Source organism: Pseudomonas sp. F007, assembly GCF_057814275.1.
The window spans coordinates 493,476-519,114 of the sequence record NZ_JBVATA010000001.1; the positions used below are offsets into that span (position 1 = coordinate 493,476).

A 25,639-nucleotide genomic window follows, 5' to 3' on the forward strand; every position below is an offset into this window, starting at 1 on the left:
GGGCTTTACCAGACCAGCTCGCCGTCTTCGCTGACGTCTTTCAACAGTGTCAGCTGCTGCTCGGCTGCCAGGTCGGCGTCGAGGGCGGTTTTGAAGGTCTGGTCGACAAGGACCTTGTTGAATCGCGGGGCGCCCATGCCACCGAGCGCCTTGACGGCGATGGCGGCGCTATAACCTGCGTCACCGCGCACAGCGGCGGAAACGGCTTCGAACTGGGCAAACTCTTTACGTGCCATGTTGCGGATCCTGGCCAATGGAAAGTCGGCCATTCTAAACCGTCAACTGGCCCATTGCTGCATGGCTGGCGCATCGGCCAGGCAATACCCGCCACGGGCCTGCTCGGCCGAGACGTCGCTGAAGGTGTGAAAGTCCAGGCGGTTGACCACCAGTTCCTGCACCAGTTCGCTGAACACCGCCATCGCCGGACTACCGAAATATGCGCTCATCGCCGCTTGATCGACCCAGAACCCGGAGACCAACCACAGTTCGGGATCACACAGCGACTGCTGTAACGCAAAGTGCAGGCAGCCCCTGGCCTGGCGCGACGGTTCGATCAGGCTGCTCAGGCGCGCGCCCAACTCCAGGGAGCGACCCGCTTGGGCTCGGACAAACGCCATATGGCTGACGGGGATTTGCATGGACATGTTCGACGCTCCCTGGGGTGTATAAGCAGCAGCCTGAGAGAAGCTGCGACAGGATCCAAGGTTAAGCGAGCCGTTCAAGCTCCGTTAGTCGATTCCTGCCGGCTTGTTGCACAATCCTGCTGTGGCCAACCAAAAAACCTCGATCAACCGTCCCGTCCCGCACGCATTACCCTTCGGCGTTTCAAGCAACCTGACGGGGCTGTTGCGGCTGCCGTTCGGGCAGAAACCGGCGCATGAGCAGAATCAGGCAAGATTGCGACAGGATCGGCCTACCGCCCGATCTTGCACAAATTTAAGCTATACCCCTGTCATCTGCCTTGCCGAGGAGCGCCCATGTCATCCCAGGATTCCACCCGTGCCCCGCTGGACGCCAACATGGAAAAGCAGCGCGAGGAGCTCTCGGCAATTATCCGCCGCAACACCTGTGAAGACGGCAGCTACGCCACCGCCATCAATTCGTTGATCATCTCGCGCCACAGCCAGCCCCACACCTTTGCCCCGGTGCTGGCGCAACCGACGCTGTGCATCATGGCCCAGGGTCGCAAGCAAGTACGGCTGGTGGATGAAGTGTTCGACTACGACCCGCTCAACTACCTGGTGGTCTCGGTGTCGATGCCCCTCAGCGGACAGATAGCCGATGTCTCGCCCGAGGCGCCGATCCTCGCCTTGCGCCTGGACATCGACCCGGCAGAAATCACCGCGTTGATCGCCGCGTTGATCGCCGACGCCGGTCCCCTCGGCGTGCCCACCCGTCCCGCCGGGCGCGGCCTGTATGTCGAGCAACTGGATCAGCCGATGCTCGACGCGGTGCTGCGTCTGGCGCGCCTGCTGGACACACCGAAAGACATCGCCATGCTCGCACCGCTGATTCGCCGCGAGATTCTCTATCGCCTGCTGCGCAGCCCGCAGGGCCATCGGCTGTATGAAATCGCGATTGCCAACAGCCAGAGCCATCGCATCAGCCAGGCGATCAAATGGCTCAACGGCAACTTCGAGCAGCCGCTGCGCATCGACGAGTTGGCCAGGGAAGTGAACCTCAGCGTGTCGACCCTGCACCATCGCTTCAAGGCAATGACCGCCATGAGCCCGCTGCAGTACCAGAAGCAACTGCGCCTGCAGGAGGCGCGGCGGCTGATGCTGGCCGAAGGTCTGGACGCCTCGGCCGCCGGTTATCGAGTCGGCTACGAAAGCCCCTCGCAGTTCAGCCGCGAGTACAGCCGACTGTTCGGGGCGCCGCCATTGCGGGATCTGGCGCGGTTGCGGTTGTCGGTCTGATCTGGTTTCTTTGCAAGCAGTACCGGCCCCTTCGCTAGCAAGCTAGCTCCTACAGGTTCTGTGGACACCCATATCCCCCTGTAGGAGCTAGCTTGCTAGCGAAGGGGCCGGCAGCAACAACCTCGATTCCCGATCAGACCCCAAGCACCCGACACGCCTCCACCGGCAACGTCACCGACACCGGATGCCCAATACCCAATCCAATCCCCTGACACGGCGTACTCAGCGCCGTAAACGACACCCCGGAACACTCCACCGTGGTCTCGATGGTCGCGCCGATATCACGCACGAACGTCACCTTGCCCAGCAACCGATTGCCGGCCGTGGCCTGGGGCGCCGACAGCTGCAGGTCTTCCGGGCGAATCAGCATCTTCACTTTCTCCCCGGCCACCATGCTGTTGCAGATCGGCACTTGCAGCGCATCACCACCCGGCAGACTAACCCTGCCGTTGCCCAGCACCGTGGCCGGGAAGATATTGCCGGAGCCAATGAAGTCGGCGACGAACTCGTTGGCCGGGTGCCGATAGATCTCGATCGGTGTGCCGATCTGCTGGATCCGATGCTCACCCAGCACCACTACGATATCGGCCATGGTCATCGCCTCACGCTGATCGTGGGTGACCATGATGGTGGTGATGTTCAACCGCTGCTGCAGCTGACGAATTTCCACCTGCATCGACTCGCGCAACTTGGCATCGAGCGCCGACAGCGGCTCGTCGAGCAGGAGGATTTTCGGGTGCGAGGCGATCGCCCGGGCAATGGCCACGCGCTGGCGCTGGCCGCCGGACAACTTGGCCACCGGCCGATTGATCATCGCTTGCAGCTGGATCAGCTCCAGCAACTCCACCACCCGCGCTTGCTGCTCGGCCTTGCTCACCCCGCGCAGTTTCAACGGATAGGCGATGTTCTCGCCCACGGTCATGTGCGGGAACAGCGCCAGGGATTGGAACACCATGCCGAAGTTACGCTGATGCGCCGGGGTGTTGCCAATGTCTTCGCCGTCCAGGCGGATTTCCCCGCCACTCAAGGTTTCCAGGCCGGCGATCATCCGCAGCAAGGTGGTTTTACCGCAGCCCGAGGGCCCGAGGAAACACACCAGCTTGCCCTCGGGCAGGTGCAGGTTGACGTCCTTGACCGCGCAGGCCGAGCCGTAGTGTTTTTCGACGTTTTCCAGAATCAGACCAGTCATGTGCATCATCTCCAGCATCAAAACGAAACGCCGCCTTCACCCACCAGCTTCTCCAACGCCCAGATCAGGACGAAGTCGATCAGCACAATGAGCACGGCAAAGGAAAATACGGTGGGGTCCAGCGAGGACACGGTGCGGCTGTACATCCAGATCGGCACCGTCATCACATCGATGGTGTAGAGGAAGTAGGTCACGGTGAATTCGTTGAACGAGACAATGAACGCCAGCAGCATCCCGGCGAGAATCCCCGATTTCATCAGCGGTACCACCACATCGAAAATCGCGCGGGTCGGCGAGGCGCCGAGCATCTGTGCAGCCTCCTCGACCTCGGTACCGATCGACAGCATCGCCGCCGTGCAGTTTTTCACCACGAAGGGCAATGCGAGGATTACGTGGGCGATCACCAGGCGCGAAGTGGTCATCTGGAACGGCAGGCTGTCGAACACCAGCAGCAAGGCCAGACCCAGCACCACCATCGGGAACACCAGCGGCAGCGACATCAGTTGCAGGGCCACGGCCTTGCCACGAAATTCGCAGCGAGTCAGGGCGTAGGCGGCGGGCACCGCGATCAGCGTGGCGAAGACCATGGTCAGGCACGACACCATCAAGCTGGTGGTCATCGCCTTGCCCAGGCTCAGCACATCGCTGGCGTCCGGCGAAACGAAGGTGTGCCAGGCCGCCTTGTACCATTGCAGGCTGTAGCTGCTCGGCGGAAAGTCGAGGTTGGAGGCGCCACTGAAGGACATGACGATCATGGTCAGGATCGGCAGCACCGCCAGCAGCAGAATGAAGCCCGAAAGGATCCCGGCAAACTTGCCGCTGTCGCCGGGCAGCAGCGATTGGCGCTTGTTGATCAGGGTGCTCATTGCGAAGTCTCCAGCAGGCGCCGACGTCGGCCGGTGAGGTATTCAGACAAGGTCATGATTGCCAGCGTGGTGACGATCAGGACCACCCCGGCGGCGGAGGCGGCGGGCCAGTTCATCAGTGGCGCGATCTGGTCGTGCACCATCACCGCGAGCATCGGCACCCGGCGGCCACCGAGCAGCAAGGGCACGACGAAGCTGCTGGCGTTGTAGGCGAACACCAGGGTCGCGCCGGTGATGATCCCCGGCAGGCTCATCGGCAGCACCACCTGGCGGAACACCTGCAGGCGACTGGCGCCGAGGGTCGCGGCGGCCTCTTCGTAACTGCGCGACACCCCGCGCATGGCGCTGGCAATCGGCAGCACGGCCAAGGGGAAGGCGGTCTGCACCAGGCCCATCAACACGCCGTTCTGGTTGTACAGCAGCATGATCGGTCGCTTGATCAACCCAAGGCCCGTCAACGCCTGGTTGAGCATCCCGCCCGGGCCGAGAATCACCAGCCAGCCGTAGCTTTGCAGCAGCAGGTTGACCAGCAGCGGCAACAGCACCGCCGCGAGGAAGATTCGCCGCACGAAGGGCGAGGTCAGGCGCGACATGGTGTACGCCACCGGAATCGCCAGCAGCACCGCGATCACCGCGCTGATCAAGGCCAGGCGCAGGGTCAGCAGCAGCGACTTGAGGTAATAGGGCTCGAGCAACTGCGCGTAGCTGGCGAGGCTGAAACCACTCCACTCGGCGCCCTTGGTGCCGACGCTCATGCGCAGCACCAGCAGGCTGGCGGCGATCAGCACGCCAAGAAACAACATCGAAGGCGAGAGGAAAAACCAGGCGCGGGTAGTCGGCGAAAAAGCGGATTTCGCGCGCACGGGGGCAACACTCACCGCATGGGTCAGGGGTTGGTGTTCCATAGCAAGGGTCTCGTCAATGGAAGATCTATGGCACAGACCGATCCCCTGTAGGAGCGAGCTTGCTCGCGAAAAGCGCCAACGATAACGCGGACATTCTGAATGACCGCGGCGCCTTGAAGTTCTTCGCGAGCAAGCTCGCTCCTACAGAGGGGGGGTGTTTTCGGGGCTGTGCTGGCCAATCAATCAGGAAGAAAAGATTTCCGTGTAACGACGAATCCATTGGTCATGCACGCTCGCCAGGAAGGCGTTGTCGTGCATGATTGCTTTCTCGGCAATCTGCTCCGGCGTCAGGATGTACGGGCTCTTGCGCGCTTCGGCGGAGATGATTGCCTTGGCGTTGACCGGGCCGTTGAAGATGTCTTCGGCCATCTTGCCCTGGACCAGCGGGTCCAGCGAATGGTCGATAAAGGCGTAGGCCAGGTCGGTGTCGCCCGGGCGATTTTTCGGCATCACCGAGAGCATCAGGTCGGTGTAGAAACCTTCCTTCATGCCGAAGGTAGCACCGAGGCCGTAGGCCGGATCACGGATCTGTTTTGGGAAAAACGCCGGGGCGTACAGGCCGCCCATGTCCAGCGAACCGGTGCGGAACAGTTCGGCGATCTGGTTGGGGTTTTCACCCAGGGTCACCACTCGGTCCTTGAGCTCGGCAAGTTTCTTGAAGCCGGGCTCGATGTTGTGCTCGTCACCACCGGCCAGTTTCGCGGCGATGATGATCAGGTCCATGGCCTCGGTCCAGTTCGGCGGCGGCAGGAAGATGTTCGGCGCCAGATCGGCATCCCACAGTGCCGCATAGCTGCTCGGTGCTTCCTGCAGGGTGCGGGTGCTGTAGACCAGGCTGTTGCACCAGAGCAGGTAGCCAATGCCATGACCACCGGCGCCGGTGCGGTATTTCTCCGGCACGTCGAGCAGGTTGGGGATGCGATTGAGGTCGGGTTTTTCCAGCAGTCCGGCAGCGGCCAGGCCTTCGGCGCCGACCCCGGCCAGGGTGATGATGTCGTACTGCGGACGATCGCCACCGGCCTTGAGTTTGGCGACCATCTCCGAGGTGCTGCCGGTGCGGTCGGCGATCACCTTGGCGCCGGTCTTGGCTTCGAACGTCGCGGCAATGTTGCGCAGCGCCGCCAGCCCGGTGTCATCGGACCAGGTCAACAGCCGCAGGGTCTTGCCCTGGAAGCGCGTGTCGCTGGCGCTGGCACGGATGAACGGCATGCTCATGGCCGCCGCCGCGACCGAAGCAACACCCACGGTCTTGATGAATTGTCTTCTGTTCAGGTCATGCTGGCCCATGGAGGACTCCCTTTATTGTTGTAGGTATAAGGTCGCTGCATCCCTTGCGAGCGCATCTTCGATCCGCCGCCAGGCCCCGTGCAGCAAGGGCTTTGGCGTGATCCGCAGGCTCATCCTGAAGCCCTGCAAAACGCGCAACAATCGATAAAAAATCATTGGAGCCATGTCGCCGATGCATGCCTCGCGAAGAGGCATGCACGGCACTCAAATGGCGCGGACCACGTGCTTGATTTCCTGGAATGCCTGCAAGCCCCACGGCCCCAATTCGCGACCGATGCTGCTCTGCTTGTAGCCACCCCAGGCGGTCTGCGGGAAGATCACCTGCGGCGCGTTGATCCATACCAGCCCCGACTGCAGGGCATTGGCGATGCGCTCGGCGTTGTGCGGATCGCCACTGACCACACTGGCCACCAGGCCGAAGGGGCTGTCGTTGGCCAGGGCGATAGCTTCCTGCTCGCTGGCAAAACTGCGCACACAGAGCACCGGGCCGAAGATCTCTTCGCACCAGAGCGCACTGTCGAGAGGCACTTCACTGAAGATGGTCGGCTGCAGAAAATAGCCGCGCGGCAGGTCCGCAGGACGCCCACCACCGCACACCAGACGGGCCCCGGCGCTCAGGCCGCGATCGATGTGGCCGAGCACGCGCTGGTATTGCGCCTGATTGACCAGCGCGCCCATTTCCACGTCCGGGGCGAACGGATCCGCCACCCGGATCGCTTCAGCGCGAACCTTCAAGCGCTTCAGGAATTCGTCCGCCAGTTCGTCGGCCACCAACACCCGGCTGGTGGCGGAACACATTTGCCCGGCGTTGAAAAATCCGCCGCCGCTGGCCAGTTCCACGGCCAGGTCGAGGTCGGCATCGGCCATCACCAGCAGCGAAGATTTGCCGCCCAGTTCCAGGCTCACGCCCTTGACGGTTTCCGCCGCGCGCTGCATGACCTGGACCCCGACGGCATTGCTGCCGGTGAAGGAAATTTTCGCCAACCGCGGATCACCCGACAACGGCGCACCGACCGCCAGGCCGGTGCCACAGACCAGGTTGAACACGCCCTTGGGCAAGCCACTCTCGGCAATGATCGCCGCCAGCTCCAGCTCCGGCAGCGGCGTGACTTCCGATGGTTTGAGTACCACGCAGCAACCGGCAGCCAGCGCGGGTGCGAGCTTCCAGGCGGTGGTGACCATGGGGAAGTTCCAAGGCACGATCAGCCCGACCACACCGCAGGGTTCGCGACGCACCCGTGCGGCGAACTCGTCGCTGGGCAGCGGCACCTGACGGTCCTGACTGGCGTCAAGGCTTTCAGCCAGGCCGGCGTAGTACTCGAAAGTGGCGATCACATCGTCGACGTCGATACCGGCTTCGAACTGCGGTTTGCCGTTGTTGCTCGACTGCAGAAACATCAGTCGCTCGCGACGCGCCTGCACGCCGCTGGCAATCGCCCGCAGAATCGCCCCGCGCTGGGCACCGCTGGTGCTTGACCAGTCGGCAAACGCAGCACTTGCCGCCGTCACCGCTTGATCGACCGCGTGCTCATCACCACCATTGACCGTGGTCAGCAGCGCTTCGGTCGCCGGATTGATCACGCGCAAATGTTCGGCGCCCGCCGACCATTGGCCATCGATGTACAGACCGTCCAGATTGATCGGGAAGCTCATGCCGACACCGCCTGCATCCACTGGCTCTGGTCGATTTCGATCAGGGTTGGTCCCTGGCGATCGACGGCGGCACGCAAGGCCTGGCGCAGCTCGTCGACGCCCTCGACTGCCAGCGCAGCACAACCCAGGCCCTTGGCCACGGTGATGAAATCCGGGGTGTAGATGTCGACGCCGACCGGCTCGATGGCGCGATTGACCATGTATTTCTTGATCTCTTCGTAGCCCTGGTTATTCCACAGCAGGACGATCACCGGCGTGCGCGCTTCGACGGCGCTGGCCAGCTCCGGCAAGGTGAACTGCAGGCCACCGTCGCCGATCAGACACACCACCGGCGGGCGCTTGTCACGGCTGTTGCCGCCGCCAAGCCAGGCGCCGATCGCCGCCGGCAACGCGTAACCGAGGGTGCCGTAGCCGGTGGACGAGTTGAACCAGCGCCGTGGGCGTTCGGGGTTGAAGGTCAAGTTGCCGGTGTACACCGGTTGGGTCGAATCGCCGACGAACACCGCTTCGGGCAGGGTGTCCTGCACGGTCTGCAAAAACAGGGTCTGGGCCTGGGTCGGCGCATCCCACAGGGTCGCCAGTTCGGCACGCAGGCTGGCCGCTCGGGTCGGGCCCCAATCAGCACTGCGTGGTGCCATCGGGTGCTTGGCAATGCCGTCGAGCAAGGCCTGGGCGGCGCTCTGGGCGTCAGCGACCAGTGCCACCTGCGGCGTGTAGTTACGCACGGTCTGATCCGGATCGATATCAACCCGCAGCAGCGTGCCGGGAATCTCGAAGCCGCCGGCGAAAGTCACGTCGTAATCGGTTTCCGCCAGCTCGGTGCCGATGGCCAGCACCACGTCAGCGTCCGCCACCAAAGCCCGGGTGGCGACCAGCGTTTGAGTGGAGCCGATCAACAGCGGATGGCTCGACGGCAACATGCCTTTGGCATTGATGGTCAGCGCCACCGGCGCCTCCAACTGTTCGGCCAGGCGCATCAGTTCAGGCGCGGCATCGATTGCCCCGCCACCGGCGAGAATCAACGGACGCCTGGCATTGGCCAGCAGCTCGCTCATCTGCGCGACCGCCGACGGCGCGGCACCGGCGCGGGCGATGCTGACCGGTTGGCTGGACAGCAGCGCGTCGGCGTCTTCCACCAGCACGTCCAGCGGGATCTCGATGTGCACCGGCCGCGGACGACCGGCCTGGAACAAGGCGAAGGCGCGGGCCAGCACCGCCGGCAATTCGGCCGCCGACATCAGCGTGTGGGAAAACGCCGCCACACCCGCCACCAGCGCGCCCTGGTTCGGCAGCTCGTGCAGCTTGCCACGACCGCCGCCCAACTGGCTGCGCGCCTGCACGCTGGAGATCACCAGCATCGGGATCGAGTCGGCATAGGCCTGGCCCATGGCGGTGGTGATGTTGGTCATGCCCGGGCCGGTGATGATGAAGCACACACCCGGCTTGCCGCTGGTGCGCGCATAACCGTCGGCCATGAAACCGGCGCCCTGTTCGTGGCGCGGGGTGACGTGATTGATGCTCGAACGGGCCAGCCCGCGATACAGTTCGACGGTATGCACCCCGGGAATGCCGAACACCTGCTCGACCCCGTAGCCTTCGAGTAACTTGACCAATACTTCGCCGCACGTCGCCATGTCTTTTGCCTTCTTGTTCGTTGAGACGCTGACCCCGCGCGGCATTCACAGCTGCGCGGCAGGGTTCAGTCATGGCGTTATTGGAACGGTCCGCGGGTAGCCGCAACAATCGATAAAAAGTCATACTCGCCATGTCCTCACCTCATGCCTTGGCGTCCCATGAAACGACTTCCGCCCCTGCCCGCCCTGCACACCTTCCTGATCACGGCCCAGTGCTGCAATTTCACCCGGGCGGCCGAGCAGTTGCACATCACCCAGGGTGCGGTGAGCCGACAGATCGGTGGGTTGGAAGAGCACCTGGGCTATGCGCTGTTTCATCGCCAGGCCCGAGGTTTGAGCCTGACCGCTGAAGGCCAGGAATGGCTGCCGCGAATCCAGCAGGTGTTCGGCTTGATTGATGAGGCGGTGGAACAGGTCGGCGCACACCGCGACACCCTGCAGCTCAAGGCGCCGACGTGCGTCATGCGTTGGCTGTTGCCGCGCTTGCTGCAATGGCAGAAAGAACGCCCGGACGTGCCGGTGGAACTGACCACCACTGTGCAGCACGGGATCGATTTCCATCGCGAGGCGTTCGACGCGGCGGTGGTGTACGGCGCGCCACCGGACGATGCATTGGCGTCGCTGCGACTGTTCGATGAACAGCTGACACCGGTCTGCTCCCAGCCGCTGCTGGACGGTCCCGTGCCGCTGCACAGCCCGGCGGATCTCGAGCGCCATCTGCTGCTGCATCCGACCCGCGATCAACGTGACTGGAAAGCCTGGCTCAAGGCGGCCGAGGTCAACCTCGGCAATGTGAGCAAAGGTCAGATCTTCGAAACCCTCGACCTGGCGATGTCGGTGGCATCACAGGGCACGGGCGTGGCGATTGGTGATTGGTCGTTGATCGGCGATGACCTGAGTGCCGGTCGGCTGGTCATGCCCTTTGAATTGAAGGTGCGCACCGGGCTGGCGTATTACCTGGTGTTCCCGCACAAACCCGGGCCTTCGCCCAGGTTGCGCGAGTTGCTCGACTGGCTGGTGGTGCAGGCGCAGTCGCGCTGAGGTCCGTCAGTAGCCGACGGTGAAACGCTGACGCGAATGCGCCGGTTTTTCCACTTCATCAAGCAGGGCAATGGCGAAGTCGGCGAAGCTGATCTGGCTCTGGCCTTCGCCATCCACCAGCAAGTGATCCTTGCCCAGACGGAAGGTGCCACGGCGCTCGCCTTCGACGAACAGCGCCGAGGGTGAGAGGAAACTCCAATCCAGCGTTTGCTCCTGACGCAAGGCCTCGAGGAACTGCGCGCCAGCACTGGCTTCAGCCTTGTACTCGGCAGGGAAATTTGGCGCGTCGATCACCCGGCTACCATCGGGCAACAACAGTGACCCGGCACCGCCGACCACCAGCAGACGCTTGACCCCGGCCTGCTTGACCGGTCCGATCACCGCGCTGGCAGGAATCGTCGCGAAATGCGCCGCGCTGATCACCACATCATGACCGGCCACGGCCGCTTGCAACGCCTGCGCATCGAGCACGTCGACGTTTTTGCTGACCACGCCCGCACGCTCACCGATTTTTGAGGTGTCACGGGCAATGGCGGTGACGCTATGACCACGACGCAGGGCTTCTTCCAACAGTTGGCTACCGGCACGGCCAGTGGCACCAATGATTGCGATTTTGCTCATGAAGTTCTCCAGTGACTCAGGTGGGTAATGACGGTTTTCACCACGGCATTTCGCCTTTGGCGACTTTGGCGCTCAGTTCCAGGGAGCTTTCCTCGCCCAGAGCCGGATAACGTTTTTTCATCGCCGCGATCAGCTCGGCGGAATTGCTGGCCTTGGCGGTTTCTTCGTCGAACGCGCGGATGTAGTCGGCGGTGAACTGCACCGCCTTCAACGAACGCGAGCTGTCGCCCAGGTAGTGACCAGGAATCAGGGTGCTCGGTTGCAGCGCCTTGATGCTGTCCAGGGTGGTCAGCCAATCGGCGTGGGATTGCGCGCTTTGCGTGTCGGCCATCCACACGTGAATGTTTTCCGCGACCACCACGCCACCGACCACCGCCTTGATCGACGGGATCCAGACGAAGCTGCGATCCGGCTGCTTGCCGCCCAGGCCGATGACTTCCAGGGTCTTGCCTTCCAGGTTCAGGCTATGGCCCTGGAGCACGTCCGGCACGATGGTCTTGCCTGGCTTGTCGGCGCCCATTTTCGGGCCCCAGAACGCAACTTTGCCGTCGACGGTTTTCTTGATGTGTTCCACCGTTGGCTGCGAGGCCAGCACCTTGGCGTCGGGGAAAGCGGCGGTCAGGGTGTCCAGGCCGAAGTAGTAGTCCGGGTCGCCGTGGCTGATGTAGATGGTGGTCAGGTGCTTGCCGCTGGCGCGGATTTTTTCCACCACCTGCTGGGCCTGGGCCTTGCCGAATTGGGCGTCCACCAGGATCGCGTCTTTCTCGCCACTGACCAGCACCGAGCTGACCGGGAAGATCGCGTCAGTCCCCGGGTTATAGACGTCCAGGGTCAATTCGCTGCTGGCCAGTGCATGGGCCGCGAAACCAAAGAGGCTGGCAGCCAGCAGTAGGCGCTTGAGAGGGGGGAATCCGATCATGTTGGTGCTCCGTAAACCATGGGCCGTGATAGGCGATGGATCACAGCTTAGTTGCCTGGTTCAGTACAAAAAATGCGATGCTTGAACATAGTTTGTTTCTGAAAGCGGGCAAATCATGGATCGTCTACAAGCAATGCGCGTCTTCGTCACGGTAGTCGACCTTGGCAGCCAGTCGGCCGCCGCCGATCACCTCGACCTGTCACGACCGGTGGTTTCGCGTTACCTGGCGGAGTTGGAAGACTGGATCGGCGCACGCCTGATGCACCGCACCACGCGCAAATTGAGCCTGACCGCCGCCGGCAGCGAGGTGCTGCCGCGCTGTCGGCAAATGCTCGAGCTGTCCAGCGACCTGCAAGCCGCCGTGCGCGAACCGGACGACGCCCCGCGCGGGCTGCTACGGATCAGCGTCAGCACCTCGTTCGGCCAGGCGCAACTGGCCGACGCCATGGCCGCCTACGTCAAGCTTTACCCCGGGGTCAGCGTCGACCTGCAGATGCTCGACCGCACCGTAAACCTGGTGGACGAGCGCATCGACCTGGCGATTCGCACCAGCAACGACCTCGACCCGAACCTGATCGCCCGGCGCCTGACCGTTTGTCGTTCGGTGATCTGCGCCTCCCCTGCCTACCTGCGTGAGCACCCGACGCCGCAGCGGGTAGAAGACCTGAGCCGGCACAACTGCCTGACCCACTCCTATTTCGGCAAAAGCCTCTGGCATTTCCAGCAGGACGGCGAGCAGGTCTCGGTGCCAGTGCAGGGCAACATCAGCGCCAATGAAGCCAGCACCCTGCTGCGTGCCGCCATGGCCGGCGCCGGGGTGGCGATGCTGCCCAGCTACCAGGCCTTCGTTCATATCCACAACGGCGAGTTGGTGCGCCTGCTGCCGAATGCCGAGCCACGGCAGATGAACATGTACGCGGTCTATGCCTCACGCAAGCACATGCCGGCGGCGCTACGCAGCCTGTTGGACTTCCTGGTGCTGCGTTTTCCCGAAGAACCACAATGGGACCAGGGCCTGTGAGGCAGCGCGCCTCATCAATCGGCTGAATACCCGGCTACAAACGCCGACGCGGTACATGGCAACCGGCCATGGCTGACCTATGCTGATAACAGTACCTGCGGGTATTCGTTCAGAGGTTCCTGCCATGAACATCAAAACAAGACGCTACCTGGCCATTTTCATCACCTGCACCGCCACCCTGGCGCTGTATGGCACCGCGGCCTGGCGGGTCGAGCAGGCTCGGCAATTGCCAAGAGTTTCGGCCAGTTGCGGGGTCGATCAGTGCATCCCGCACAACGCGACCCTGAATGCCCTGAGATAAATCACTCGTCGCGACCATGCTCGGCTTTCAGCCGATCACGGAACGCCTTGGGCGACATGCCGACCCGTCGGCGGAACAGCCGGGTGAAATTGGTCGGGTCGGAAAAGCCCAGCACATCGGACATCTCGTAGATGGTCATGCTGGTGTAGGTCAGCATGCGCTTGGCCTCCAGCAACTGCCGCTCGTGCATGATCTGCAGCGCCGGCTGGCCCGCCAGTTCACGGCAGGTGCCATTGAGGTGAGACACGGAAATGCCCAGGCGGTGCGCCAGATCTTCGACCTTGACGTGCTGACGGTAGGTCTCTTCCACCAACTGAATAAAACCGTTGAGGTATTCCCGGGCGCGTTGTGGCCGTTGGCTGGCCGCCCGACGCTGGATCACCTGGCGGCTGACCCAGACCATGATCACGCTGACCAGCGAATGCATGAGCATTTCTCGCGCCGACTGGTGCCCGGTGTACTCGCTCTGCAAGGCGGCAAACAGGCTGTTCAGGTACTCGGCCTGATCACCGGCCAGGTAGCTTTCGGCCTGGGCCAGGGCGTTCACCGAGTTGCCCAGTTGCGCCTGCAGATGCGCCACCAACGGCGCCGCCATGGTCACGATGAAGCCCTCGATGTCCTCGCTGAAACGAAAACCGTGGACCGACAACGCCGGCAAAATCTGGATCGCGGCCTGGTCGAGCCGGGTCACCTGACCTTCGATTTCCAGCTCGGCCTGGCCCTTGAAGACAAACAGCAACTGGCATAAATCAGCGTGACGATGGGGTTTGATTTTCCATTGATGCTCGCGGCTGCGCTGGGAGATGGTTTCGCAATGCAGCAGGTCCGGGGTGGGCCAGTCGAGGCTTTCCCCGTAGAGCTTGAACACCGGAATCGAAGGAAGGGCAGGCTTGTTCATAACGTCAGTCCAGGCCTCAACGTAACGGGCGATAATCGCCCCGATTGGCGAAATGTACAGGTATTGGCTCAGTTTTCACCTTCAATTGACAGACTCACAAGCGAAAAATGCAAGCACTCGATTTATAAAAACCCCGCACCGGCTTTGTCCGCGTGCCGCTTGCGAGTCATAAGAACAATGAAAACACTGAAAACCCAGGTTGCCATTATCGGCGCCGGCCCCTCTGGCCTGCTGCTCGGCCAACTGCTGCACAACGCTGGCATCAGCAACGTGATCGTTGAACGCCAGACGCCGGACTACGTCCAGCAACGCATCCGCGCCGGTGTCCTGGAACAGGGCATGGTCGATCTGTTGCGCCAGGCCGGTGTCAGCCAGCGCATGGACAGTGAAGGTCTGCTGCATGGCGGCTTCCAGTTGGCGTTGGGTGAGCGTCAGGTGCATATCGACCTGCAAACCCTGACCGACGGCAAGCAGGTGATGATCTACGGTCAGACCGAAGTCACCCGCGATCTCATGGCCGCTCGTCAGAAAGCCGGTGCGGTGACCCTCTACGAAGCCAGCAACGTCGTGCCCCACGGGATGAAAACCGCCGAGCCTTTCCTGACATTTGATCAGGGTGGCGAACAATGGCGCCTGGACTGCGATTACATCGCCGGCTGTGACGGTTTCCATGGCGTCGCCCGGCAGTCGATCCCGGTCGACAGCCTGAAAGTCTTCGAACGCGTCTATCCGTTCGGCTGGCTGGGCATCCTCGCCGACACCCCGCCGGTGCACGAAGAGCTGGTCTACGCCCGCCACGAGCGCGGCTTTGCCCTGTGCAGCATGCGTTCACCGACCCGCACCCGCTATTACCTGCAAGTGCCCACCGGGGAGCAGGTCGAGGACTGGTCCGATCAGCGCTTCTGGGACGAGTTGAAACGCCGCCTGCCGGCGCAACTGGCCGAGACGCTCGTAACCGGGCCGTCGATCGAGAAAAGCATCGCGCCACTGCGCAGCTTTGTCGTCGAGCCGATGCAATATGGACGGCTGTTCCTGGTGGGCGATGCCGCGCACATTGTTCCGCCGACCGGGGCCAAGGGCCTGAACCTGGCGGCCAGCGATGTCAGCACGTTGTTCAACATCCTGCTCAAGGTTTACCGCGACGAGCGCACCGACCTGCTCGAGCGCTACTCCGAGATCTGCCTGCGCCGGGTGTGGAAGGCCGAGCGTTTCTCCTGGTGGCTGACCTCGATGCTGCACACCTTCGAAGACCGCGACGCCTTCAGCCAGCGCATCAGCGATTCGGAACTGGAGTACTTCGTCGACTCCGAAGCCGGGCGCAAGACCATCGCGGAAAATTACGTCGGCCTTCCTTACGAGGCTATCGAATAGCCTGCTATCGACTTACACTGGCGAGCATCCCCGCTCGCCGCTCACTTGCGGGTCAATCAGCACCCGCAAGGTTTCCGCCGTGACCCACCTGAACCCGCCTACCCCTGCCAAACCCGCCATTCGCAGCGTACTGATCGCCCTGATGCTGGCGATCTTCCTCGGCGCCCTGGACCAGACCATCGTTGCCGTGTCGATGCCGGCCATTTCCGCGCAGTTCAAGGATGTCAGCCTCCTGGCCTGGGTGATCTCTGGCTACATGGTGGCGATGACTGTCGCCGTACCGATCTACGGCAAGCTCGGTGATCTGTACGGCCGACGCACCTTGATGCTGTTCGGCATGGGCCTGTTCACCCTGGCCTCGCTGCTGTGTGGCCTGGCGCAGAGCATGGAGCAACTGGTGCTGGCACGAATCATCCAGGGCATCGGCGCCGGGGGGATGATTTCGGTCAGCCAGGCGATCATCGGTGACATCGTGCCACCGCGCGAGCGCGGCCGTTACCAGGGCTATTTCAGCAGCATGTACGCGGTGGCGAGCGTGGCCGGGCCGGTGCTTGGCGGCTACATGACCGAATACCTGTCGTGGCGCTGGGTGTTCCTGATCAACCTGCCGCTGGGCCTCGGCGCCTGGCTGGTGGCCAACCGGACCCTGGTCGGCTTGCCGGTGCCGCAACGCAAACCGGTGATCGACTACCTCGGTACCGTGCTGATGATCATCGGCCTGAGCGCCCTGCTGCTGGGCATCACCGAGTTTGGTCAGGGATACGCCTGGCACAGCGCTGAAGTGCTCGGCTTACTCGCCTGTGCGCTGCTGGGCCTGGCGCTGTTCGTCTGGCATGAACGGCGGTTTCGCGAGCCGCTGCTGCCTTTGCACCTGTTCGCCAATCGCAATGCGTTGCTGTGCTGGTGCACGATTTTCTTCACCAGTTTCCAGGCCATTTCGCTGATCGTGTTGATGCCGCTGCGCTTTCAGAGCGTGACCGGCGCCGGTGCCGACAGCGCCGCGCTGCACCTGTTGCCGCTGGCGATGGGCCTGCCGATGGGCGCTTACTACGCCGGCCGGCGGACCTCGATCAGCGGGCGCTACAAACCGATGATCCTGACCGGCGCCCTGTTGATGCCGATCGCCATCCTCGGCATGGCGTTCAGTGCACCACAGGCCACGCTGATCAGCAGCGGCTTCATGATGCTCTGCGGAATCGCCTCCGGCATGCAGTTCCCGACCTCACTGGTGGGTACGCAAAATGCCGTGGAGCAACGGGATATCGGCGTCGCCACCAGCACCACCAATCTGTTCCGCGCCCTCGGCGGCGCAGTGGGCGTGGCCTTGATGTCGGCACTGTTGCTGGCGCTGTTGCAGGATTCCAGCTTTGCCCACCTGGCCGGCTCGGCGCTGGTGGCCGAAGGCAGTTCGGGGAATATCCTGCTCGATGGCTTGAATGCGGCGCCGGGCGCAGAGCAGCAGGCCCTGCGCGCCGAGTTGCTGCTGACCTTCCGTCATTTGCTGATGGTCAGCGCCGCCGTCTCCTTGCTGGGATTGGCGGCGGCGATGGCGATGCCCAACCAGTTGCTGCGCGGGCGCGAGCACAACGCTCGGTAAGGCGGTTGCAAAACTACTGTGGGAGCTAGCTTGCTAGCGATGGTCGTCAACGATAACGCGAATATTCTGAATATACGCGGCGTCCTCTGGTTCTTCGCGAGCAAGCTCGCTCCTACAGGGATTTCGAACAGTCACAACGGGCTGTAATACCCCACCGCCACCAACCGTTGACCGACTTTCTTCAAGTAGGCGTGCTTGTTTTCAACCTTGCCGGTCACCGGATTTTTCCAGCGGTATTCGTACTCACCCTGATCCTGCTTGGCCATCATCGCCAGGATCGGCTCCCCCACCGGCTTGCCATCCGGGTCTTTGATCTTGGCAAAATCGGTGTTGACCAGCCTCAGGTTGGTCCCGTGGGCCACGTAGCGCCCGGTATCGAGATCAACCACAAACACGTAGAGATCGTCCTGCAAGAAGCCACCCTGCAGCGAGTTGATCGCCTTGAGCGTGGCTTTTTCATCCTTGGCCAGGTCGGTCGCGGCCTTGTCCAGCAACGCCTTGGCCTGCTCGGCTGACGCCCGTGGCAAGTAGTAACCGACCGCGAGAATGCGCTGGCCGATGCGCTGGTAGTACACGCGCTTGCGCTCGACCTTGCCATCGGCCCAGTTCTGCCAACGGTATTCGGCGACCTGGATGCCGTTGCCTTCCGGCACCTTCAGGGCGTCCTTGAAGGCCTTGCGCAGGTCATCGCCAAGCACGTCGGAGACATCCCGGCCGATCAGTGCCGCAGAAGGCCCGCCGCTGGCGAGCATGGTGCCCTTGGTGTCGACCACGAACACGTATTTATCCTTCTCGACAAATTCGCCCTGACGGCTGAAGGCGGCAAAGGCCTTGTCGCCGTTGTCGTGGTAGTAGGCCAGGGCCTTTTCCAGCAAGGCCAGCGCCGCCTTGTCGTCATCCGCGGGCTTGGCAGCGGCCTGCGCCTGGCCCAGGCACAACAACAGCAGGCAGCCCAGCCAGGCCGTTTTTTGCAGAAACCTCATGGTCCGTCCCTCGCTCTTTTAGGTGTTTCAAGAGCGTAGACGGCTGCGGCAATAATTCCGCAAACAACTCAGGGCCGGGCGCTGAGTTGCTGCTGCAGGTTGCGGATCTGGGTCTGCAGGGTGGTGATGTTGCGGGTGACCTGGCCTCGGAAGGCATCGAACTCGGCGACACTGGCACCGCCTGCGGACGGCGCCGGCCGGTTGTCCTGCTCGCTCTTGATCACTATCAGTTCTTGCTCCAGGCGCTCGATGGCGGCCGCTGGATTGCCCTGTTTTTTCAATGCGGCAATGTCGGCGCTCAGGCTCTTGAGCTCGGCGTCGACCTTGCTGGTATCGGCCGGCGTGCTCTTGAGGGTGGCTACTTCGGCGGCCAGCGTCTTGAGTTCGGCCTGCATCTGGCTATTAAGGGTGCGTTGTTCGCTGCTTTGCGCGCCAATTTGCGCCAGTCGCTTGTCGAGGTCAGTGGCTTGGCCGACGACGCCCTGCTGTTGCTGGCTCTGCTCCAGCAACTGGCTTTCAAGGCGTTTGATCTGCAACTTCAGCGCTTCACTGTCGTTGGTGACGTTGGACTGGCTGGCGACAACCTTGCCGGAAATATCCTGCAAGCGCCCGGCCGCTTCCTCACTGATGCGGGCGAAACTTTCCTGAGTCGCGACCAATTGCTGCTCCATCAGCGAGATCTGCTGGAAGCTCCACCAGGCCAGGCCGATGAACGCAAAGAACAGCGCACCGACCAGCGCCCACAACGGCCCGGTACTCGGGCCCTTGACGTTGACCACCGGCACACTGCGCGCATGCACACTGGTGCGGTCACGCGCGGGCGAAGTGGTACGAAAGTCGTCGTGATCGAAACTGTCCGCGCGCAGGCTCGGTACATTGTCGAAATCGTCATTGGCATCGTTACGCATGGACATGAGTCAACCTTTCTGAAACCACGGTAATGGCTAAATCCGGCAAGTATAAACCCTCGACTCGCCGCACTGATCGACCCCGAAGCGGCCACTCGGTTCAGTGCCGGGCGTGCCCGCCGATGTCCTGCGCCTTCCACCAGCCGCAGAATTCATCCAGCGCCGTCCACAGACTGACTTTCGGATCGTAGTCCAGATAATGCCGGGCGCGGCTGATGTCCAGGGTGAAGTTTTTGTTCATCACCTGCATCCCCAGGCGCGACAGGGTCGGCTCCGGACGCCCGGGCCACAACTTGCAGAAGCCCTCGTTCAGCGCCGCCACACTGTAGGCCAGGCCATAACCGCGATAACGGGTGACCTGCGGCACCTCCATCTGGCGCATCACGTAATTGACCACGTCCCACAGCGGCACCGGCGCACCATTGCTGATGTTATAGACCTTGCCCAGGGCCGAGCCCGTGGCCAGCAGACAACTGAGCATGGCTTCGTTGAGGTTCTGCACGCTGGTGAAATCGACCTTGTTCAGGCCATTGCCGACAATCGCCAGGCGGCCCTTGCGCTGCATTTTCAGCAGCCGCGGGAAGATACTCATGTCGCCAGCGCCGGTGACGAAGCGTGGGCGCAGGGCCAGCACTTCCAGACCGAACTCCTGGGCGCCGAAGACCTTTTGCTCGGCCAGGTACTTGGTGGCGGCATAGGGATGCTTGAAGCGCTTGGGCACCTGTTCTTCAGTCAGCCCGAGGTGATCGCGGCCGTCGAAGTACACCGACGGCGACGACAGGTGCACCAGGCGCCGGACATTCTGCTTGAGACAGGCCTCGACCACGTTTTCGGTGACCAGCACGTTGCCCTGGTGAAAGTCCTGATAACGGCCCCACACACCCACTGCGCCGGCGCAATGGACCACGGCATCGACATCGACACACAAATCGCGCACCAACTGGCCATCGGTCAGGTCGCCAGGCACGAATTGCGCGCCACGGCGCACCAGGTGCTCGACGCTCTCGGCCCGGCGCCCGTTGACCCGCACGTCCAGGCCTTGCTCCAGGGCAAACCGGGCAAAGCGTCCACCAATAAAGCCGCTCGCGCCGGTGACCAGAATTTTCATGTATTGCTCCTAGGAAATCAGCGGCAAGCCTTTGGCTTCAAGCTGCAAGAAAAAAACCACGCAAGCGCTACCTTGCCGCTTGCAGCTTGACGCTCAAGGCTGCCCCAAAGGCACCAACCATTGCCGCGATGAACGCACCAACTGATCGGTGAGCTGGCCAAGCAACTGGCCACCATTGCGCCAATGATGCCAGTACAGCGGCACATCGATGGGTTTATCTGGCAACAACTCGCGCAATACGCCGCGCTCGAGTTGCTCACGAACCTGCAGTTCAGGCACCAGGCCCCAGCCCAGGCCGGCCTCCGTCAGGCGGATAAAACCTTCGGAGGAAGGGCACAGATGGTGTTCGAAACCACCGTCGACCCCCAGGGACGCCAGGTAACGGTGCTGCAGGAAGTCGTCGGGGCCGAACACCAGCGCCGGTGTGCGAGGCAATTGTTCGGCCTTGACCCCTTCGGGAAAATGCCGGGCGATGAACGCCGGGCTGGCCAGGGCACGGTAGCGCATGGCCCCCAGCAATACGCTGCGTGCGCCGGCCACCGGGCGCTCACTGGCACACAGGCAGGCGGCCACCTCGCCGGCGCGCATGCGCTTGAGGCCGACGGTCTGGTCTTCTACTACCAGGTCCAGCAGCAGGTGCTGCTCGGCACAGAAATCCCCCACCGCCTCGGCCCACCAGGTGGCCAGGCTGTCCGCATTCAAGGCAATCCGCAGACGTTCCGGCAGGCCCTCCTCGTCCAGCGCCGGCACCAGGCTTTGCAGGTCGCGCTCCAGCAGGCGCACCTGCTGCACGTGGTTGAGCAGGCGTCGGCCGATTTCAGTTGGCGCCGGTGGCGTGGCGCGCACCAGCACCGGGTGCCCGACCCGCGCTTCGAGCAATTTGATCCGCTGGGAGATCGCCGATTGCGACAACCCCAACACCTGGGCAGCCCGCTCGAAGCCGGCCTGCTCGATCACCGCCGCCAGGGCCGAGAGTAATTTATAGTCAAACATCAGTTTTCCTAATGAGTGATGAGCACTATTGGTTTTTCTTATACAGCCTGACCCCGGACAATAGCCAGCATGAACTCTTCACAAGGATCGGCGACATGGCTGGCGAAACATCCCTCACTACCCTGCTGCGCAGCATGAGCCCGGAACTCAATGACGGTGACTACGTTTTCTGCACCTGCAAGGACGGCCAGGTGCCCCACGGCTGCGAAATCATCGGCAGCTTTCGTGAGCGCGAAGGCCTGACCCTGATTCTCGAACGCAGCCAGGCCGAGCAGGCGGGCCTGGCCTTCGACTACGTGGCGGCGTGGATCACCCTCAATGTGCATTCGGCGTTGCAGGCAGTCGGCCTGACCGCCGCCTTCGCCACGGCGCTGGGCCAGGCCGGCATCAGTTGCAATGTGATTGCCGGCTACTACCACGACCACTTGTTTGTCGGCCAGGCCGACGCCCAGCGCGCCCTGTCGGTCCTGCGGCAACTGGCTGCAAACGCGGAGTAATCACTATGTGGCAAAGCTATGTAAACGGCCTGTTGGTCGCAGCGGGGCTGATCATGGCGATCGGCACGCAAAACGCCTTCGTCCTCGCCCAGAGCCTGCGCCGCGAACACCATCTGCCGGTGGCCGCTCTGTGCGTCCTGTGTGATGCGCTGCTGGTGGCCGCCGGGGTATTCGGCCTGGCCACGGTGCTGGCGCAGAACCCGACCTTGCTCGCCATCGCCCGCTGGGGCGGCGCGGCCTTCCTGCTCTGGTATGGCAGCCAGGCGCTGCGCCGGGCCTGCTCGAAGCAGAGCCTGCAACAAGGTGCCCAACAGACTGCCCGCTCATTGCGCGCGGTGCTGCTCAGCGCCCTGGCGGTGACCCTGCTCAACCCGCACGTGTACCTCGACACCGTGCTGTTGATCGGCTCCCTCGGCGCGCAACAGACCGAACCCGGTGCCTATGTGGTCGGCGCGGCCAGTGCCTCGCTGTTGTGGTTCTTCACCCTGGCCCTCGGCGCGGCATGGCTGGCACCGTGGCTGGCGCGGCCGAGTACCTGGCGAATTCTCGACCTGCTGGTGGCGCTCATGATGTTTGCCGTGGCCTTCGGCCTGATCACCTCGCAATAAGCTTCGGCGGATTATTGCAAAAGGCTCTGGAACCTCTATCCCACACAGTTGTTGCGTGGTTATGCCGCACCCCCGGTGCTATGATCCGAGACTTGCGCCGCAAAGAGTACAAACTCCCCGGCGCTTGTCTGGCCGCCCGTGATCGGCCTTGCGCCCACCGCAACTGACCTGATTAGGAGAATCACCATGGCTTTCGAATTGCCGCCACTGCCTTACGCACACGATGCACTGCAGCCGCACATTTCCAAGGAAACTCTGGAATTTCACCACGACAAGCACCACAACACCTATGTCGTGAACCTGAACAACCTGGTGCCAGGCACCGAGTTCGAAGGCAAGACTCTGGAAGAAATCGTCAAGACTTCCTCGGGTGGCATCTTCAACAACGCCGCTCAAGTATGGAACCACACCTTCTACTGGAACTGCCTGGCGCCAAACGCCGGCGGTCAACCAACCGGCGCCCTGGCTGAAGCCATCAACGCTGCGTTCGGTTCGTTCGACAAGTTCAAGGAAGAATTCAGCAAGACTTCCATCGGCACCTTCGGTTCCGGCTGGGGCTGGCTGGTGAAAAAGGCTGACGGTTCCCTGGCCCTGGCCAGCACCATCGGCGCCGGCAACCCGCTGACCAACGGCGACACCCCGCTGCTGACCTGCGACGTCTGGGAACACGCCTACTACATCGACTACCGCAATGTGCGTCCAAAGTATGTGGAAGCGTTCTGGAACCTGGTCAACTGGAAGTTCGTGGCTGAGCAATTCGAAGGCAAGACCTTCACCGCGTAAGCCTGCCTTGCAGTGAAAGAACCCGGCATCGCCGGGTTTTTTTTTGGCGGTGGCGGTCCCGCCAAACCCTGTGCTGAAACAACCTGAAATCAGCCCCGCGCTTGCCCCGACGCCACAGCCGTCTACCATCAATCTCACACAAATATTCTCCCCAGCCCCTCAAGTTGCAGGAGGTGCCGACCGACACACTGCCAAAGAGCTTCAAAAACCAGTCACCACGACAATGCAGCCGAGCCCGGGCGAAATTCTGAAAGGCTTGATTGTCCCTTTGACTGCCATCACGGGATTGCCAATACTCATGGCAACTTGACGTTACCCGCATGGAACAAGGAATTACCCTTTGAAGCTGGAACTCAAAAACAGCTTGTCGGTGAAGTTGCTACGGGTAGTGCTTCTGTCGGCATTGGTGGTCGGCGTGGTCCTGAGCTGCGCACAGATTGTTTTCGATGCCTATAAAACCCGCCAGGCAGTGGCCAACGACGCCGAGCGCATCCTCGACATGTTTCGCGACCCCTCGACCCAGGCCGTCTACAGCCTCGATCGGGAAATGGGCATGCAAGTCATCGAAGGCCTGTTCCAGGACGACGCCGTGCGGATGGCCTCCATCGGCCATCCCAACGAAACCATGCTCGCGGAAAAATCCCGCGAGCTGCAGCATTCCGACAGCCGCTGGCTGACCGACCTGATCCTCGGCAAGGAACGCACCTTCACCACCCAACTGGTCGGCCGCGGCCCCTACAGCGAATACTACGGCGACCTGAGCATCACCCTCGACACGGCCACCTATGGCCAGGGGTTCATCGTCAGCTCGGTGATCATCTTCATCTCCGGCGTGCTGCGGGCGCTGGCCATGGGGCTGGTGCTGTACCTGGTCTACCACTGGCTGCTGACCAAACCGCTGTCGCGAATCATCGAGCACCTGACCAACATCAACCCCGACCGGCCCAGCGAGCACAAGATCCCCCAGCTCAAGGGCCACGAGAAAAATGAACTGGGGCTGTGGATCAACACCGCCAACCAGTTGCTCGAATCCATCGAGCGCAACACCCATTTGCGCCACGAGGCGGAAAACAGCCTGCTGCGCATGGCGCAATACGACTTTCTCACCGGCCTGCCCAACCGCCAGCAACTGCAGCAGCAACTGGACAAGATCCTGGTGGATGCCGGACGCCTGCAACGCCGGGTGGCAATCATTTGCGTCGGCCTGGATGACTTCAAGGGCATCAACGAACAGTTCAGCTACCAGGCCGGCGACCAACTGCTGCTGGCCCTGGCCGATCGCCTGCGCGCCCACAGCGGCCGCCTCGGCGCCCTGGCACGCCTGGGCGGCGACCAGTTCCTGCTGGTCCAGGCCGACATCGAGCAACCCTACGAAGCGGCCGAACTGGCCCAGGGCATTCTCGACGACCTGGAAACCCCTTTCGCCCTCGATCACCAGGAAATCCGCCTGCGCGCGACCATTGGCATCACCCTGTTCCCGGAGGACGGCGACAGCACCGAGAAGCTGTTGCAGAAAGCCGAACAGACCATGACCCTGGCCAAGAGCCGCTCACGCAACCGCTATCAGTTCTACATCGCCAGCGTTGACAGCGAGATGCGCCGTCGTCGTGAACTGGAGAAGGACCTGCGCGATGCCCTGGCGCGCGAGCAGCTGTACCTGGTCTATCAGCCGCAGATCAGCTATCGCGATCACCGTGTGGTCGGCGTCGAAGCACTGATTCGCTGGCAACACCCGGAGCACGGCCTGGTGCCGCCGGACCTGTTCATCCCGCTGGCCGAGCAGAACGGCACCATCATCGCCATTGGCGAGTGGGTCCTGGACCAGGCGTGCCGGCAATTGCGAGATTGGCACGACCAGGGTTTCAGCGACCTGCGCATGGCGGTCAATCTGTCCACGGTGCAACTGCACCACGCCGAACTGCCGCGGGTGGTCAACAACCTGATGCAGATGTACCGCCTGCCGCCGCGCAGCCTGGAGCTGGAAGTCACCGAAACCGGCCTGATGGAAGACATCAGCACGGCGGCGCAGCATCTGCTCAGCCTGCGTCGCTCCGGGGCACTGATCGCCATCGACGACTTCGGCACCGGCTATTCGTCCCTCAGCTACCTGAAAAGCCTGCCGCTGGACAAGATCAAGATCGACAAGAGCTTCGTCCAGGACCTGCTGGACGACGATGACGACGCCACCATCGTCCGAGCCATCATCCAGCTGGGCAAGAGCCTGGGCATGCAAGTGATTGCCGAAGGCGTGGAAACCGCCGAGCAAGAGGCCTACATCATTGCCGAAGGCTGTCATGAAGGTCAGGGCTACCACTACAGCAAACCACTGCCGGCCCGTGAATTGAGCGTCTACCTGAAGCAGGCGCAACGCAGCAACGCCGCCATCCTGTGAAACGGCGAGGCGATCGCCGTTTCATGTCGCAAGCTGAATAGGAAATATTTACACCTACAACCCTTTACACATAATGCGAAAGATTTGCATTATGTCGCAGTTTTGCGCGCCCTCCGCGCCTGTCCATCATCTCCCGAAGCAGGAT

At 62.4% G+C, this 25,639-nt stretch carries 25 protein-coding genes; 10 read left to right on the plus strand and 15 right to left on the minus strand.

Features of this window, described 5'->3' with window-relative positions; all coding sequences use genetic code 11:
* Positions 1 to 5: 5 nt before the first annotated feature.
* Together ACZYR5_RS02395 and ACZYR5_RS02400 are read right to left on the minus strand one after the other, a co-directional pair.
* Complete coding sequence (locus tag ACZYR5_RS02395) at positions 6 to 269, minus strand: hypothetical protein (protein WP_489088076.1); 264 nt, start codon at positions 267 to 269, stop codon at positions 6 to 8.
* A gap of 9 nt (positions 270 to 278) precedes the next feature.
* Positions 279 to 644: a putative quinol monooxygenase gene (locus ACZYR5_RS02400; RefSeq protein ID WP_489088075.1), complete on the minus strand. Its 366-nt coding sequence runs from the start codon at positions 642 to 644 to the stop codon at positions 279 to 281.
* Positions 645 to 977: 333 nt separating this feature from the next.
* Here ACZYR5_RS02400 and ACZYR5_RS02405 point away from each other — a divergent pair, with 333 nt between their 5' ends.
* Positions 978 to 1,919 (plus strand): AraC family transcriptional regulator, encoded by a 942-nt coding sequence (locus ACZYR5_RS02405; RefSeq protein ID WP_489088074.1) that lies wholly within the window; start codon positions 978 to 980, stop codon positions 1,917 to 1,919.
* A 133-nt stretch (positions 1,920 to 2,052) separates the two neighbouring features.
* Here ACZYR5_RS02405 and ACZYR5_RS02410 read toward each other — a convergent pair whose 3' ends face one another.
* From ACZYR5_RS02410 to ACZYR5_RS02435, 6 genes are all read right to left on the minus strand, one after another.
* On the minus strand, positions 2,053 to 3,108 hold the full coding sequence (locus tag ACZYR5_RS02410; RefSeq protein ID WP_489088073.1) for an ABC transporter ATP-binding protein: 1,056 nt from the start codon (positions 3,106 to 3,108) through the stop codon (positions 2,053 to 2,055).
* Between the two features lie 17 nt (positions 3,109 to 3,125).
* Positions 3,126 to 3,974, minus strand: coding sequence for an ABC transporter permease (locus ACZYR5_RS02415; protein ID WP_489088072.1), 849 nt, complete (start codon positions 3,972 to 3,974; stop codon positions 3,126 to 3,128).
* Positions 3,971 to 4,879, minus strand: a complete 909-nt coding sequence (locus ACZYR5_RS02420; RefSeq protein WP_489088071.1) for an ABC transporter permease — start codon at positions 4,877 to 4,879, stop codon at positions 3,971 to 3,973. Before ACZYR5_RS02420 ends, ACZYR5_RS02415 begins: the two co-directional genes overlap by 4 nt.
* Positions 4,880 to 5,062: 183 nt before the next feature.
* Positions 5,063 to 6,166, minus strand: coding sequence for an ABC transporter substrate-binding protein (locus ACZYR5_RS02425; RefSeq protein WP_256829924.1), 1,104 nt, complete (start codon positions 6,164 to 6,166; stop codon positions 5,063 to 5,065).
* A gap of 204 nt (positions 6,167 to 6,370) precedes the next feature.
* The gene (locus tag ACZYR5_RS02430) at positions 6,371 to 7,819 is read right to left on the minus strand and encodes an aldehyde dehydrogenase family protein (RefSeq protein WP_489088070.1); all 1,449 of its coding nucleotides are present in this window, start codon (positions 7,817 to 7,819) and stop codon (positions 6,371 to 6,373) included.
* The gene (locus ACZYR5_RS02435) at positions 7,816 to 9,453 is read right to left on the minus strand and encodes a 5-guanidino-2-oxopentanoate decarboxylase (RefSeq protein ID WP_489088069.1); all 1,638 of its coding nucleotides are present in this window, start codon (positions 9,451 to 9,453) and stop codon (positions 7,816 to 7,818) included. The genes ACZYR5_RS02430 and ACZYR5_RS02435 overlap by 4 nt, the downstream gene beginning before the upstream one ends.
* Positions 9,454 to 9,612: 159 nt before the next feature.
* On the opposite strand from ACZYR5_RS02435, the gene ACZYR5_RS02440 reads away from it, so the two are divergent.
* The gene (locus tag ACZYR5_RS02440) at positions 9,613 to 10,494 is read left to right on the plus strand and encodes a LysR substrate-binding domain-containing protein (protein WP_489088068.1); all 882 of its coding nucleotides are present in this window, start codon (positions 9,613 to 9,615) and stop codon (positions 10,492 to 10,494) included.
* Positions 10,495 to 10,500: 6 nt separating this feature from the next.
* Here ACZYR5_RS02440 and ACZYR5_RS02445 read toward each other — a convergent pair whose 3' ends face one another.
* Together ACZYR5_RS02445 and ACZYR5_RS02450 are read right to left on the minus strand one after the other, a co-directional pair.
* A complete protein-coding gene (locus ACZYR5_RS02445) occupies positions 10,501 to 11,115 on the minus strand; it encodes an NAD(P)-dependent oxidoreductase (protein WP_489088067.1) in 615 nt (204 codons plus the stop codon).
* A 37-nt stretch (positions 11,116 to 11,152) separates the two neighbouring features.
* Positions 11,153 to 12,034: an MBL fold metallo-hydrolase gene (locus ACZYR5_RS02450; protein WP_489088066.1), complete on the minus strand. Its 882-nt coding sequence runs from the start codon at positions 12,032 to 12,034 to the stop codon at positions 11,153 to 11,155.
* Positions 12,035 to 12,149: 115 nt separating this feature from the next.
* Between ACZYR5_RS02450 and ACZYR5_RS02455 the strand changes: the two genes are divergently transcribed.
* Together ACZYR5_RS02455 and ACZYR5_RS02460 are read left to right on the plus strand one after the other, a co-directional pair.
* Positions 12,150 to 13,055: a LysR family transcriptional regulator gene (locus tag ACZYR5_RS02455; RefSeq protein ID WP_489088065.1), complete on the plus strand. Its 906-nt coding sequence runs from the start codon at positions 12,150 to 12,152 to the stop codon at positions 13,053 to 13,055.
* Positions 13,056 to 13,179: 124 nt separating this feature from the next.
* Entirely contained in the window at positions 13,180 to 13,356 is a 177-nt protein-coding gene (locus ACZYR5_RS02460; RefSeq protein WP_489088064.1) for a hypothetical protein, read from the plus strand.
* A 1-nt stretch (position 13,357) separates the two neighbouring features.
* Here the strand turns inward: ACZYR5_RS02460 and ACZYR5_RS02465 are convergent, their stop codons facing one another.
* Positions 13,358 to 14,254: a helix-turn-helix domain-containing protein gene (locus ACZYR5_RS02465; protein ID WP_489088063.1), complete on the minus strand. Its 897-nt coding sequence runs from the start codon at positions 14,252 to 14,254 to the stop codon at positions 13,358 to 13,360.
* 177 nt (positions 14,255 to 14,431) lie between these two features.
* Here ACZYR5_RS02465 and pobA point away from each other — a divergent pair, with 177 nt between their 5' ends.
* Together pobA and ACZYR5_RS02475 are read left to right on the plus strand one after the other, a co-directional pair.
* Positions 14,432 to 15,625: a 4-hydroxybenzoate 3-monooxygenase gene (gene pobA, locus ACZYR5_RS02470; RefSeq protein ID WP_489088062.1), complete on the plus strand. Its 1,194-nt coding sequence runs from the start codon at positions 14,432 to 14,434 to the stop codon at positions 15,623 to 15,625.
* 79 nt (positions 15,626 to 15,704) lie between these two features.
* Positions 15,705 to 17,222, plus strand: coding sequence for an MDR family MFS transporter (locus tag ACZYR5_RS02475; RefSeq protein ID WP_489088061.1), 1,518 nt, complete (start codon positions 15,705 to 15,707; stop codon positions 17,220 to 17,222).
* A 131-nt stretch (positions 17,223 to 17,353) separates the two neighbouring features.
* Here the strand turns inward: ACZYR5_RS02475 and ACZYR5_RS02480 are convergent, their stop codons facing one another.
* The 4 genes from ACZYR5_RS02480 to ACZYR5_RS02495 form a co-directional block, all read right to left on the minus strand.
* A complete protein-coding gene (locus tag ACZYR5_RS02480) occupies positions 17,354 to 18,205 on the minus strand; it encodes a cache domain-containing protein (protein ID WP_489088060.1) in 852 nt (283 codons plus the stop codon).
* 68 nt (positions 18,206 to 18,273) lie between these two features.
* A complete protein-coding gene (locus ACZYR5_RS02485) occupies positions 18,274 to 19,119 on the minus strand; it encodes an ATPase (protein WP_489088059.1) in 846 nt (281 codons plus the stop codon).
* Between the two features lie 94 nt (positions 19,120 to 19,213).
* Positions 19,214 to 20,221 carry an NAD-dependent epimerase/dehydratase family protein gene (locus tag ACZYR5_RS02490; RefSeq protein WP_489088058.1) on the minus strand — a complete coding sequence of 336 codons (1,008 nt, stop codon included), beginning with the start codon at positions 20,219 to 20,221 and terminating at the stop codon, positions 19,214 to 19,216.
* 93 nt (positions 20,222 to 20,314) lie between these two features.
* A complete protein-coding gene (locus ACZYR5_RS02495) occupies positions 20,315 to 21,214 on the minus strand; it encodes a LysR family transcriptional regulator ArgP (RefSeq protein WP_489088057.1) in 900 nt (299 codons plus the stop codon).
* A 95-nt stretch (positions 21,215 to 21,309) separates the two neighbouring features.
* Here ACZYR5_RS02495 and ACZYR5_RS02500 point away from each other — a divergent pair, with 95 nt between their 5' ends.
* The 4 genes from ACZYR5_RS02500 to ACZYR5_RS02515 all read left to right on the plus strand — a co-directional run bounded on the left by ACZYR5_RS02500 (position 21,310) and on the right by ACZYR5_RS02515 (position 25,494).
* Entirely contained in the window at positions 21,310 to 21,711 is a 402-nt protein-coding gene (locus ACZYR5_RS02500) for an ACT domain-containing protein (RefSeq protein WP_489088056.1), read from the plus strand.
* A 5-nt stretch (positions 21,712 to 21,716) separates the two neighbouring features.
* Positions 21,717 to 22,319 carry a LysE/ArgO family amino acid transporter gene (locus tag ACZYR5_RS02505; RefSeq protein WP_489088055.1) on the plus strand — a complete coding sequence of 201 codons (603 nt, stop codon included), beginning with the start codon at positions 21,717 to 21,719 and terminating at the stop codon, positions 22,317 to 22,319.
* 186 nt (positions 22,320 to 22,505) lie between these two features.
* Positions 22,506 to 23,102, plus strand: a complete 597-nt coding sequence (locus ACZYR5_RS02510) for a superoxide dismutase (protein WP_027619760.1) — start codon at positions 22,506 to 22,508, stop codon at positions 23,100 to 23,102.
* 340 nt (positions 23,103 to 23,442) lie between these two features.
* Complete coding sequence (locus tag ACZYR5_RS02515) at positions 23,443 to 25,494, plus strand: putative bifunctional diguanylate cyclase/phosphodiesterase (protein ID WP_489088054.1); 2,052 nt, start codon at positions 23,443 to 23,445, stop codon at positions 25,492 to 25,494.
* Positions 25,495 to 25,639 lie beyond the last annotated feature (145 nt).